Origin of the sequence: Paenibacillus sp. AK121 (genome assembly GCF_019042715.1) — a bacterium.
Taxonomy (GTDB): Bacteria; Bacillota; Bacilli; order Paenibacillales; family Paenibacillaceae; genus Paenibacillus; species Paenibacillus polymyxa_C.
Window position 1 is genome coordinate 190,218 of sequence record NZ_JAHPJM010000002.1, and the last position, 12,546, is coordinate 202,763.

Annotated in this window: 13 protein-coding genes; 12 read left to right on the top strand and 1 reads right to left on the bottom strand. The window is 48.1% G+C overall.

The features are described 5' to 3' along the window. The first annotated feature begins 5 nt into the window (after nt 1-5). The 12 genes from nikC (KSP24_RS04155) to KSP24_RS04210 all read left to right on the top strand — a co-directional run bounded on the left by nikC (KSP24_RS04155) (nt 6) and on the right by KSP24_RS04210 (nt 11,495). The gene (gene nikC / locus KSP24_RS04155; protein ID WP_013373745.1) at nt 6-821 is read left to right on the top strand and encodes a nickel transporter permease; all 816 of its coding nucleotides are present in this window, start codon (nt 6-8) and stop codon (nt 819-821) included. After that, nucleotides 821-1,726, top strand: a complete 906-nt coding sequence (locus KSP24_RS04160; protein WP_013373744.1) for an ATP-binding cassette domain-containing protein — start codon at nt 821-823, stop codon at nt 1,724-1,726. Before nikC (KSP24_RS04155) ends, KSP24_RS04160 begins: the two co-directional genes overlap by 1 nt. Then, a complete protein-coding gene (locus KSP24_RS04165; RefSeq protein ID WP_013373743.1) occupies nt 1,723-2,502 on the top strand; it encodes an ABC transporter ATP-binding protein in 780 nt (259 codons plus the stop codon). The genes KSP24_RS04160 and KSP24_RS04165 overlap by 4 nt, the downstream gene beginning before the upstream one ends. 142 nt (nt 2,503-2,644) lie before the next feature. After that, nucleotides 2,645-4,270 (top strand): nickel ABC transporter substrate-binding protein, encoded by a 1,626-nt coding sequence (nikA, locus tag KSP24_RS04170; protein WP_058711409.1) that lies wholly within the window; start codon nt 2,645-2,647, stop codon nt 4,268-4,270. Nucleotides 4,271-4,316: 46 nt separating this feature from the next. Beyond that, on the top strand, nt 4,317-5,261 hold the full coding sequence (nikB, locus tag KSP24_RS04175; RefSeq protein ID WP_058711410.1) for a nickel ABC transporter permease subunit NikB: 945 nt from the start codon (nt 4,317-4,319) through the stop codon (nt 5,259-5,261). Next, nucleotides 5,261-6,091 carry a nickel ABC transporter permease subunit NikC gene (gene nikC, locus KSP24_RS04180; RefSeq protein ID WP_040102553.1) on the top strand — a complete coding sequence of 277 codons (831 nt, stop codon included), beginning with the start codon at nt 5,261-5,263 and terminating at the stop codon, nt 6,089-6,091. Before nikB ends, nikC (KSP24_RS04180) begins: the two co-directional genes overlap by 1 nt. 19 nt (nt 6,092-6,110) lie before the next feature. Then, nucleotides 6,111-6,932 carry an ABC transporter ATP-binding protein gene (locus KSP24_RS04185; RefSeq protein ID WP_216974543.1) on the top strand — a complete coding sequence of 274 codons (822 nt, stop codon included), beginning with the start codon at nt 6,111-6,113 and terminating at the stop codon, nt 6,930-6,932. 41 nt (nt 6,933-6,973) lie between these two features. Beyond that, nucleotides 6,974-7,783, top strand: a complete 810-nt coding sequence (gene nikE, locus KSP24_RS04190; protein WP_013373736.1) for a nickel import ATP-binding protein NikE — start codon at nt 6,974-6,976, stop codon at nt 7,781-7,783. A gap of 140 nt (nt 7,784-7,923) precedes the next feature. Continuing rightward, entirely contained in the window at nt 7,924-8,733 is an 810-nt protein-coding gene (locus tag KSP24_RS04195) for a transporter substrate-binding domain-containing protein (RefSeq protein ID WP_013373735.1), read from the top strand. A gap of 30 nt (nt 8,734-8,763) precedes the next feature. Continuing rightward, entirely contained in the window at nt 8,764-9,480 is a 717-nt protein-coding gene (locus tag KSP24_RS04200; protein WP_216974544.1) for an amino acid ABC transporter permease, read from the top strand. 4 nt (nt 9,481-9,484) lie between these two features. Continuing rightward, the gene (locus KSP24_RS04205) at nt 9,485-10,252 is read left to right on the top strand and encodes an amino acid ABC transporter ATP-binding protein (protein WP_064962781.1); all 768 of its coding nucleotides are present in this window, start codon (nt 9,485-9,487) and stop codon (nt 10,250-10,252) included. 229 nt (nt 10,253-10,481) lie between these two features. Further along, a complete protein-coding gene (locus tag KSP24_RS04210) occupies nt 10,482-11,495 on the top strand; it encodes an asparaginase (RefSeq protein ID WP_058711414.1) in 1,014 nt (337 codons plus the stop codon). Nucleotides 11,496-11,533: 38 nt separating this feature from the next. On the opposite strand, the gene KSP24_RS04215 is transcribed toward KSP24_RS04210, so the two are convergent. Further along, nucleotides 11,534-12,481, bottom strand: coding sequence for a Gfo/Idh/MocA family protein (locus KSP24_RS04215; RefSeq protein WP_129550228.1), 948 nt, complete (start codon nt 12,479-12,481; stop codon nt 11,534-11,536). Between the last annotated feature and the right edge of the window lie 65 nt (nt 12,482-12,546).

Consider the following 12,546-nt stretch of genomic DNA (forward strand, 5'->3'; position numbering starts at 1 on the left):
TGAAAATGAAAAAGATACGGCTTTCCTTTAGAGGAAGCTTGCTGACAGGGGGCGCACTGTTTGGCCTGATTGTGCTGCTCGGATTGCTGGCTCCATGGGCTGCCCCTCATGATCCTCTGCATGTGGATCTTCTGAACCGTTTGGCACCACCCAGTCGGAAATATCCTTTTGGTACGGATCATCTGGGTCGGGATGTGCTGTCACGGCTCATTTACGGGATTCGGACGAGTGTGCTAATCGCTTGTGCGATTACGGTAGCTACGCTGTGTATCAGTCTGCCCACAGGCTTGCTCATTGGTTATGTGCGAGGGCGCGTGGATCAGTTGATTATGCGGGGAATCGACGGCGTACTGGCTTTTCCTGATATTATTTTAACGGTAGCGATTGTGGGTATTTTGGGGCCGGGTTTTGTCAACATGACTCTAGCGATTATTGCGGTACGGTGGGCGGGCTATGTCCGCTATATCCGTAGTTTGGTTCAAAAAGCTTGCCAGGAGGACTATGTACGGTATGCCCGTTTGTTCGGTAATTCACACGTGCGCATACTAAGGCGTTATGTATTGCCACAAGTATGGCCGCAATTGTTGGTTTATACGGTATGGGATATCGGACGCGTGGTGTTAATGATCGCTGGGCTCTCCTTTCTTGGACTGGGTGTACAGCCGCCCAAGCCAGAGTGGGGTGTGATGCTGCATGATGCAACCTCGTATTTTCAGGTGGCTCCGCATGTTATGATCTTCCCGGGTTTGGCGATTATGCTATTTGTGCTTGCCTGCCAGCTTCTGGGTGATCATTTTTCGGAAAAGGAGGCGGCAAAATAATGGGGGAGCGACCAGTCACGGGGCGAAAGGACACGATAGAGCAAGCATACATGCAAAAACCGTTGTTACACGTGGAACATTTGGAGATTTGCCGTACAGGTGTAAGAGCCAGCGGAAGCGAAAGCAAACCGCTATTACGGGATGTGAACTTTTCCGTCTACCCAGGGGAAATTGTAGCCTTGACTGGGCCAAGTGGATGCGGCAAAAGCCTGACCGCACACGCAATCGCGGGTATGCTGGACCCAGGTGTTGGTGTTACGCAAGGGTGCATCTACTATAACGGGGAAGACATTATCCCGTTCCATGAACAGCGCTGGCAAAGACTGCGCCGTGGGGAAATTGCCCTGCTCATTCAGCAATCGCTGAGCGGGCTGAATCCGATCCGTACCGTCCGTGCCCAGCTGACGGATACGCTTAGACTGAACGGGGGGCGCCTGATGCGCGCCCAGAAGGAGCTGGGGCAAGCTGATGCTGCCCCGTCCCACACTGCATCGCAGCCCCAGGGTGTGCTGTCACGGATGCGGCTGATGCTAAATCGTGTCACAGAGCTGGCTGGAGGCCGTACTATTCCAGGGCAGGAATCCTATTTGTGTTCTCTGCTCCGCAAGGTCGGTTTTGCCGATCCTGAGCATATTCTGTCATCATATCCTTTTGAACTAAGCGGAGGTATGTGCCAAAGGGTACTGCTGGCTGCAATGTTAAGCTCTGGTCCGCGCCTCTTTATTGCCGACGAGCCTACTACAGCGCTGGATGTTATTAACCGCGACAAGGTTCTGGCCTTGCTTCTACAGTTGAGGGAAGATTTCGATCTCACGATTTTGTTAATTTCACATGATCGTCAGGGGATAAGCCGCATAGCAGATCGGGTGCTGGAGATGACCCCGGAAGGAAGGATGCAACCGTGATACTGGAATTGAAGAACGTCACCAAAGCTTACCCTGTCCGCAGACGGAGAAAAGGCTGGTTCAACACGAGACAGAGTGAGCAGCAGGCTATACAGAAAGTGAGTCTGGAATTACGACAGGGAGAATGCCTTGGATTGGTTGGAGAAAGCGGAAGTGGCAAAAGTACGCTGGCACAGTGTATTCTGGGGCTGGAGTCGTTGACCTCGGGGGAAATCTGGCTGGATCACCGGCCCATACATACTAGAAGGATGAAGGATATTCATCTGTACAAACGAATCCAGTTGGTTGCGCAGGACTCGGCCTCTTCACTGCATCCCCGTATGACCATTCAAGATATTTTGATGGAGCCGATCCGTAACTATTTTCCTAAGCGAAAGGTAAGGGCGCTGGATATCTGCCTTTCCTTACTGGAATCGGTAGGGTTGGAGGCTGACAGTCTGGGAAAATACCCTGCACAGCTAAGCGGTGGACAAAAACAGCGGGTGTGCATTGCTCGGGCGTTGGCGGTTGAACCAGAAATCATCCTGTTCGATGAATCGGTCGCCAATCTGGATACGACAACCCAGTCTTCCGTGCTAGACATGCTCAAAAGAATGCAACTCGAACGCCAGCTGTCCTATCTTTTTATCACTCATGATCTTCAGTCCACCCGTACGTTCTGTGATCGTGTTGCCGTCATGGTTCAGGGAGAGATCGTGGAAATATTTGAGGATTGGGATGAAGAACTATTGAAGCATGAATACACGCGTGCCCTATTTCAAACATTGGCGGATTAATCCATAAATTCAATATTATAAAAATTCAAAATAAATAATAGCTCTGCTTGCCGAATATTGTTGACAAAATATAATGTGGTACCTATTCTAAATATGATTATGATAATCATTATCACATATATAGAAAAGGGGAAATACATTGATGTCCGTTCGACACCGCAAGACTGCCACCCTTATGTTGGTGACACTCCTCTTATTATCCGTTATTCTGGGCTGCGCGAAGCAGGAGAACACACCTGCATCCACCTCTACTAACGGAGCTGCCAATGAAAAGTCGATCACGCTATCGTGGCCACGGGATATTGGTACAATGAATCCTCACGTATACAACCCTTCCCAACTTTTTGCACAATCCATGATTTATGAGCCGTTAGTCAGCTACAAGCAAGGAGGCAAGCTGGAGCCTGCTTTGGCTGAATCTTGGACCATATCCAAGGACGGCAAAACATATACGTTTAAGCTGCGTAAAGGTGTGAAATTTTCCGATGGAACGCTATTTAATGCGGCGATTGTCAAAAAGAACTTTGACGCTATTATGAAAAATGAGAAAACGCATAGTTGGCTTGGTATAGTAGGCGTTCTCGACAAAACTGAAGCTGTAGATGACAGTACGTTCCGAATGACGCTCAAAGAGCCATACTACCCGGTTCTTCAGGATCTGTCTGTCGTTCGCCCGTTCCGGTTTTTGGGTGAAGCCGGGTTCCCGGATGATGGAGATACGTCCAAAGGAATTAAGAAACCTGTAGGTACAGGACCTTGGATGCTGGATGAATACAAGCAGGATGAGTATGCAACCTTTAAGCGTAATCCGAATTATTGGGGTACTGCACCGAAGGTGGACAAAATTACGGTCAAAATTATTCCCGATGGTGAAACACGTGTAATGGCCTTTGAAAAAGGCGACCTGGATCTGATTTATGGAGAGGGTGTTATTAGCCTGGATGCTTTCAAACAGCTTCGCGACACGAATCAGTATGTTACTACGCTGTCCGAGCCTGTTGGCACAAGAAGCCTGTTGCTCAACTCGTCCAATCCCAAGCTGGCAGACCTTCGGGTACGTCTGGCACTCCAGCATGGATTTAACAAGCAGGCGATGGTGGAAGGCGTAACCTCAGGGCTGGAGGAAACAGCGGATACGGTTTTATCCAAAAACTACCCATATACAAATGTGGACTTACAGCCAATAGGCTATGATGTGGAAAAATCCAAAGCATTGTTGGATGAGGCTGGCTGGAAGCTGCCCGCAGGCGGCACAGTACGGGAGAAAGACGGACAACAGCTGGATTTTGAGCTGATTTTCGACAAGACCGATCCGATCCAAAAGGCGATGGCTGAAACCATTCAGGCCGAATGGGGAGAGCTGGGTGTCAAAGTGAATCTGACCGGACTGGAGTTGACGGTTCAAATCAAGCGGCTTAGATCCAACCAGTTTGATCTGTATTTCTGGTACAACTATGGTGCGCCTTATGATCCGCATTCCTTTATTAATGTTATTGCCAAGAAGAGCTTCGGAATTTCTGAGGTGTTGAGCGCCCTTCCCATGAAGAAGGATCTGGATCAGCAAGTACACGAAGCACTTTCATCGACAGATAAAACCAAGCGTCAAGAACTGTATGCTTCGATTTTGAAGACGCTCCAAGAGCAATCTGCCATTGTGCCTATTTCGTATATTAAGAAAACGGCAGTGTATCAGAAAAAGATTACTAACTTTGTTTTCCCAGCTAATCGGGATGAAAATCCATTTGAGGGAATTGAAATTGGAAAGTAACTGAAACGGTGAGGTAACGTTAATTTACAGGATAGGAGGACAACTTATGATTAGCTATATCGGGAAGCGAATGGTAGCGGTCATTCCTATTGTTCTCTTTGCCACCCTCGTTACCTTTGCACTCATTCACATTTCACCGGTTGATCCCGCTGAAGCTTATTTGACGGCTGCTCATATTTATCCTACCCCGGAAGTTCTGGAGCAAAAAAGACATGAGTTCGGACTGGATCAGCCATTGCTGACACAGTATATGCATACAATTCAAAGAATCAGTCGGTTGGACTTTGGTACTTCGTATCTGACCAACAAGCCCGTGTGGGATGAGGTGAAGGCTCGATTGCCTGCCACTGTTGAGCTGGCATTAAGCAGCATGGCACTATCCATCGTTGTGAGCATCCCGTTAGGTGTATTGGCGGCGATGCGTAAAAATGGCTGGATCGACATGCTGAGTCAGGGGATTTCGTATTTCGGAGCGTCTATTCCCCAGTTCTGGCTGGGATATTTGTTAATCTTCTTTTTCTCTGTCCGATTGGACTGGCTACCTGTAGAGGGCCGGGGAACGTGGCAGCATCTGGTGTTACCGACGTTGACTCTGTCGCTGGTTCTGATTGCTTTATATACGCGTCTGTTGCGATCCAGTGTGCTGGAACAGCTTCAGGAAACGTATGTACAGTATGCCAGAACCAGAGGAATACGCGAGCGGGTGATTATGCTCAAGCACATACTCAAAATGGCTATGACTCCGCTAATAACAAGTATGGGCATGAATCTGGGCAAGTTGCTGACTGGAACGATTATTGTGGAGCAGGTGTTTTCATGGCCCGGGTTTGGCCGTTATTTTGTGGAAGCCATTTTTAACCGGGATATTCCCGTCATACAATGCTATGTGTTTCTGGCGGCATGCCTGTTCATCGTATGCAATTTGCTCGTTGATCTGGTGCAGTTGTATATGGACCCCCGAATTTCCTCGAAGGGACGAGCAGAGCAGTGATGATAAGGTTGCGTAAAATGTTCAAGGATCAAAAAGTAATCGTGGTTTGCTCAGTCGTGCTGGCAGCCCTTTTTATCATAATGGCGCTGGCTCCGTGGCTGGCTCCCCATGATCCCGTTAAGGTCAATTTACTGCACAAGCTGGAAGGCCCTTCAAAAGAGTATTGGCTGGGAACGGATCATCTGGGTCGGTGTAATCTATCCCGGCTGCTGTATGGAGCACGAATTTCGCTTGGCTTTGCGACATTAATTTTCCTGTCCTCGCTTAGCATCGGTGTTGTAATCGGATCAATTGCAGGTTATTTGGGCGGTTGGGTCGATAGTGTACTGATGCGGTTTTGCGAAGGCATTATGGCGTTTCCCAACTTGGTGCTTGTGCTCGGCATTGTCGGTATTTTTGGGCCGGGTCTCATGCAGGTGCTGTTTGCCTTGATGCTGGTGCAGTGGGTGTACTATGCCCGAATGTGCCGCAATATGGTCGTCAGTCTGAAAGAGCAGAATTTTATAGCGGCCGCAAGGATTAGCGGCTCCTCCTCAGGGGCCATTATCCGGCGGCACATCATTCCAAATGTGCTGCGGCCGATTATGGTCATTGGTACGCTGGAGATGGGCTGGGCGATTATGGACATCTCCGCGTTGTCATTCCTTGGTCTAGGTATCCAGCCGCCGACTCCTGAATGGGGAGCCATGATTCATGAGGGAACGGGATACATCCGCAGTCATCCGGAATTAATGATTTATCCGGGTATCATGATTCTGGTGGTAGTGATGGCCTTCAATATATTGGGGGAGACGCTGTCCGACCGATACGGGATTGCCAAACGTCAGTAAAACAGGAGTGGGGACAACGATGGATGACACGGCCAAGACGCAGGTGCTGGAGGTCAGCGGCTTGCAGGTAAAGCTCAAAACTGATGCAGGGGTGGTATCTCTACTAGAACCTACCCATTTTAAACTGAAAAAGGGGCAGGTTCTGGGTCTTGTCGGCGAGAGTGGGAGCGGCAAAACAGTAACCTGTAACGCGCTTCTCCAGTTACTGGATCGCCAGACGATGGATGTGGAAGGCAGTGTCCGTCTGAACGGTCGTGAGTTGAACGGAATGGCAACTGAGGAGATGCGCCGCATTCGGGGCAAGGAAATCGCTTTTATTATGCAAAATCCGATGAGAGCTTTTACGCCAGTATATACGATTGGGGATCAGTTTATGGAAACGATCCGCACGCATACCGGATTAACCAAACAACAGGCTCGCGATCTTGCCATAACGGCTCTGGAAAATATGAATCTGCCTGATCCAGCCAAGCTGATGAAACGTTATTCGTTTCAGTTGAGTGGCGGGATGCTGCAACGGGTCATGATCGCCATTTCCATGTGCCTGCGGCCAGCAGTGGTTATTGCGGATGAACCGACAACGGCACTCGATGTGGTTAATCAGCTACAGGTGCTGAGAGAGTTGGATCGCTTGCGTACGGAATATGACACGTCTATTTTGCTGATCTCGCATGATCTGGGTGTCATCTCCCAAATGGCGGATGAAGTGGCAGTGATGCAGCGGGGACGTATTGTTGAGCAGGCAGAGGTTTTTCAGTTGTTCGACCAGCCACAGCATGAATATACGAAAATGCTGCTGCAGGCCAGACCTAAGTTGTCCCTTCAGGGCATAAATCAGTAGGGCGATTAGTTGCCTATTGGATACTTTCAAAAGGGGAGCGAATGCGTGTGCTGCAAGTGAAGGAAGTAACTCATAGCTATAGAAAGCGCAAATGGCTGGGCCGCTCCGAATCACGTCTCCCTGTGCTCACTGATGTGTCGCTTACCATAGAGAGCGGATTTTGTCTGGGACTGCTGGGAACCAGCGGAGCGGGGAAGAGCACGCTGGGCAAGGTTATTCTGGGGCTGGAGAAGCCGCAGGAGGGTCAGGTACTATTTCAGGGGCAGGACATCTATAATGGAAGTCCTCAAGTACGCAGGGGATTGCGACGGGATATGCAGGTTGTATTCCAGGACTGCTATTCTGCTGTAAACCCTCGCATGACCGCCGGACAGATTGTCGGAGAGCCTTTGGATAATTACGAGCGGTTATCAGTGCAGGAACAAAAAAGAACGGTAGAAGGCCTGCTGGAGCGGGTGGGTCTCAAGCCGGAGGATCGGAATAAATATCCGCACCAATTCAGCGGTGGACAATTACAGCGGATTAATATTGCACGGGCGATTGCGCTCAGACCCAAGCTGATCGTGCTGGATGAGTCCGTCAGCAGTCTGGATATGGTTCATCAGATGCGCATTTTATCCCTGTTGGAAGAGCTGAAAACTTCATTTGGATTGTCATATCTGTTTATCACGCATGATATTCGAGCGGCTTACGCCGTCTGTGATGGCATTGCTGTGATGGAACAGGGGAGATTAATCGAGCACTGTGATAAGAAAGATCAGATTTTTGAATCTGCTCACCCGGCTGTGCAACGTTTAATTTCGTCCATTTTGCCGGAGCACCCTGCAGACCGTCTTCCACTTCATGAATAACAACTGACCCGCAAGGGTCTTTTTTTGTGCAATATCTGGTTAGATAATCGAAATGAAATTTGCTAGTTGTATTATTTGAATAACTCGTTATAATATAAAATCATAGTAAATTACTTGGATTTCAAAAGGGGATATCACTTATGAAGAAATCTGCTTTAGTAGCAGCGATTGGCCTATCTCTTGTGTTATTAACGGGTGCTTTGAGTGGATGTTCCTCGAAGGAAGCGGCATCAGGAGATAAGGTACTCTATGTGGGGACACAAAATGACTACCCGCCGTTTGCTTTTACGAATGATAAAAACGAGCTGACCGGATACGATGTGGAAGTAGTCAAGGAGATCGATAAGAAGCTGGACGGCTATAAGATTGAATTTGTACCTTCGGGCTGGGATGCGATATTCCTTGCGCTGGATGCGAATAAAGTTCAGATCATCGCAGATGAAGTTGCCAAAAATCCGGAGCGTGAGAAGAAGTATCTGTTCTCGGATGAGTCCTATTTCTCCGCTCAGTCGGTTATTATTGTGAAAAAGGGTAGAACGGATATCCATTCTCTCAAGGATTTGGAAGGCAAGAAGGTAGCCGCCTCGGTAGGGGATTCCTATACGCAGTTGCTAGAGCAGTATAATGCGAAGAACGGGAACAAAATTATTTTAAAATATAACGATACAGGCACTTCGTCCGATAACCTCCAAGACGTGCAAAATGGCCGAGTGGATGCTTATGTGAATGATCCAGTGATGGCCGCAGCAACGATCAAGAAGGAAGGCTTGCAGGTGGAAGCTGTGGGCGAGCCTGTGCAAAGCGATAATATCAATCTGGTGTTCAAAAAGGATAAGCAGGGTGAGGAGCTGAAAGCTAAAATCGACCCGATTATTAAAGAACTTAAAGCGGACGGAACACTGAAAAAATTGTCTGAACAGTGGACAGGCGGAGAATTTATTCCTCAGTAATAACAATGTAAAAAGTAGAGTGGGGTTCCTATGGAAAAGCTGTTTGATTTAGATTATATGCTGAAAAGCCTTCCCCAGATCGTGGAGTATCTCCCTGTTACATTATGGATTGCGTTTGTCTCCATGCTGCTGGGTGCGATCATCGGGTTGGCTACGGCCTTAATCCGGATATACAAGGTGCCTGTCTTGGCGCCCTTGTCTACGTTGTATGTCTCGTACATCCGGGGAACACCGCTCATTGTGCAGCTGTTTCTCGTATATTACGGAATACCCAAGTTTTTGTATTATTTTCAGAGCGAATATGGCTTCTTGCAGCAATTCAATGTCTATGTCATTCCGCCCGAGCTGTTTGCGTTGCTCTCATTTTCATTGAACCTTGGAGGATATTTGTCGGAGACATTCCGGGCAGCGATTCATTCAGTCGATCGGGGACAATTTGAAGCTGCCAATTCCATCGGCATGAGCCAAACACAGATTATGCTCAAAATTGTATTGCCGCAGGCGCTAACGGTGGCTTTGCCCAATTTGGGAAACACCCTGATCAGTACAGTGAAGGATACATCTTTTATTTTTATGATTGGTGTCGTCGATATGATGGGACAGGCCAAAATTATGGGCGCGCGAGCGTTGGCTTTTTTTGAGGTCTATGTTGCGGTGTCTTTGATCTACTGGCTGGTGTGCATCATTATTGAGCGCGGGCTTGTTGTGCTGGAGAAGCGTATCCGAAAATACGAAAGAAGTGAGTAAGGGCATGATTCGACTTCATCAAATTCATAAGCATTTTGGGCAGCATCATGTGTTAAAGGGCATAGACCTGACGGTAGGCAAGGGAGAAGTTGTGGTCATCCTGGGGCCAAGCGGATCGGGGAAGTCTACACTGCTGCGTAGCATTAATTTTTTGGAACAGCCGACCAGCGGTATCATTGAAATTGACGGTCTGAAGGTAGATGCGGCCAAGGCAGGAAAAAAGGATATTCTCGGATTGCGGATGGCAACGGCAATGGTATTTCAGCAATATCAGCTGTTTAAAAATTTGAATGCACTCCACAATGTGATGATTGGTCTGACCAGTGTGAAAAAGATGGATCGCAAGCAGGCAAGGGAGATCAGTGAAGGCATTTTGGAAAAGGTCGGGTTAAAGGATCGTATGACCTATTATCCTGCCCAGCTTTCGGGTGGACAGCAGCAGCGTGTTGCGATTGCCCGCGCTTTGGCGCTGAATCCGCAGGTGTTGTTGTTCGATGAGCCGACCTCCTCACTTGATCCTGAGCTGGTGGATGAAGTACTGTCCGTGATTCAAAAGGTGGCGAGTGAAGGCAATACGATGATTATTGTCACGCATGAGCTTGGTTTTGCGAGGGATGTAGCGGATCGGGTCGTGCTGATGGAGCATGGTGCGATCGTGGAACAGGGGCCGGTGGAACAGTTTTTCAATCATCCGAAGGAAGAACGGACACGACAATTCTTGGGCAAAGCTTTGGGGCAAAGAACGTTACAGGACCAGCCAGCATCGCCATAAAAGTACGTGAATGGGTTAAAGGTATGTGCAGTGCTGTAGATTCATTGCAACTATCGTAAAAAGCACGCTAAACAAGTCGCGGGAGGCAGGAAAGTCGGCGCTTGTTTTGCCGTGCTTTTTTAGATTACATTCGAAGTTATTTTCCGTTGCAAAGTAGCTAATCACCCTTATTCATGATAAATTCTAAGAACAATAAAGTGAAGTTGTAATCGGGAAGGAACATTGGCAAATGAAAAAGGTTCTGTTCATTAATACCGGAGGAACAATTTCTTCCTCCTATCAGGAAAACGGTCTGACTCCAACCCAATCGGCTGAAAATATTTTGGCTGAAATTCCGGAGCTTCAGGAAATTTGCGAGATTGATGCCTGCAATCTGATGAGCATTGATAGCACCAATACACAACCAGAGGATTGGGCTTCCATCGCTCGGATGGTACATCGTTCGCTCGATCAATACGACGGTATTGTTATTGCCCATGGCACGGATACGATGGCTTACACAGCTTCAGCCCTGAGCTTCATGTTGGGCACTGTAGACAAACCCGTCGTTGTGACAGGTTCGCAGGTATCCATATTGGCGGAGCACAGTGATTCCAAAAAAAATGTAATTGACTCATTCCTGACCGCATGTGGCGAGGTGGCAGGGGTTTTTGTCGTGTTTAATGGCAAAATTATCAACGGTAGTCGCAGCTCGAAAATCAGAACACGCAGCTATAACGCTTTTGAGAGTATTAACTATCCGTACATAGGTCTCGTGGAGAACGGCAAGGTGGTCTATACGGAGGGTGTATTTGCAAATCGTGATACCGTTCGTCACCCATACAATGACGGGTATGCTGCTGAAGTATTTCTGCTCAGGCTGATTCCAGGTACGAATCCCGCGATTTTTGATGCTATTCGGAGTTTGGGCTATAAAGGTATCGTCATTGAGGGCTTTGGTATGGGGGGCGTGCCTTTTAAAGAAAGAAGCCTCATTAGCAAAATTGAGGAGCTGATGAAGGACGGTATGAGTATTGTCGTCACAACTCAATGTCCTTATGAGGGCGGGGACCTGACGATTTATGAGGTAGGTCAGAAGGTACTGGAGAAGGGTGTTATTCCGGGCTATGACATGACAACGGAAGCGCTGGTGACGAAAATGATGTGGGCATTGGGACAGACGACAGACCCGGCCGGGGTAGCCAAGATTATGGCAACGAACTACGCGGACGAAGTGTCCTTGCCTGCGGATACAGCTTCCTGATAGGAAGCTGATTTCCGTAGGTGCCAGCTACATACCGGCTAACGCCGAGCCTGTTCCAGCCTGTTTTTAATCTCAATGGCCATTTCCAGTGCTTGTACGGCCGACTCCAGGGGAATGAGGCATTCCGCATGTCCGCCAAAGCATTCAAGTGCATGATCCCAACTTTTTTCGTATGGATTGGCAGATTCGAGGTTGATTTTTTGCTGTCCTGATGCGGTATACTCAAATAATGCGGTGGGTATAGGATCGTTTTCGTCACTCTCATGAAATACCAGTTTGGCTTTTTCAAAATAAGCCTCATAGGCCACCGTGAAAGGATAGCTTTTCGGCATATGGGAAGAAGCGATGACTTCTGTGAAGGCATCCCGATGTTGATAATAAGCCCGAACCTGTGCCTGTTCGGGATGGACTACCTCTGTGCCCCACACTGTATATGGATCACAGGGACCCCATAGCCAGGTGAATAAATCCAGTTCATGAATCATGAACTGCGTAGGGATGGAGCTTAGTCCAAGGTCTCCCCACAAGGGAGGGGTTTCTCTTTTCAAGGACAAGGAAATGAGTTTTCCGTATTTTTGTTGGCGATAAGCCTCGTACAGATAGGTATAGGCAGGATCAAACTTAATGAACTGGTTGACCAGAATTTTTTTGCCATATTGCTTCTCAGCTTGTTGCATAAGAAGGGCGTCTTCGAGATGAAAGCAAACCGGTGTTTCACAAAATACATGCTTCCCGTGCTTTAGCGCATCAATGGCATGTGACCTATGCAGGTGGGAGGGCAGGCATAGATCGACGATATCCACGTCCGGATCCAGCAGAATATCCTCTATATTTTGTGTAACTTCTACGTTTAGCTCCTCTTTCAATTTTTGCAGCTTGGTTTCGTTCCTTCCAAATACAATGAGTCTGTTTACCTTGGGATGGTTGTTTAACAGTGAGGCGTGATACGCGCCGAATCCCGTCCCCAAAATTCCAATATTCATCATCCATTACACCCCTTACTTCTATGATACACACCTATTGTTGCCAACAGGGTGTCAACAATCTTTGC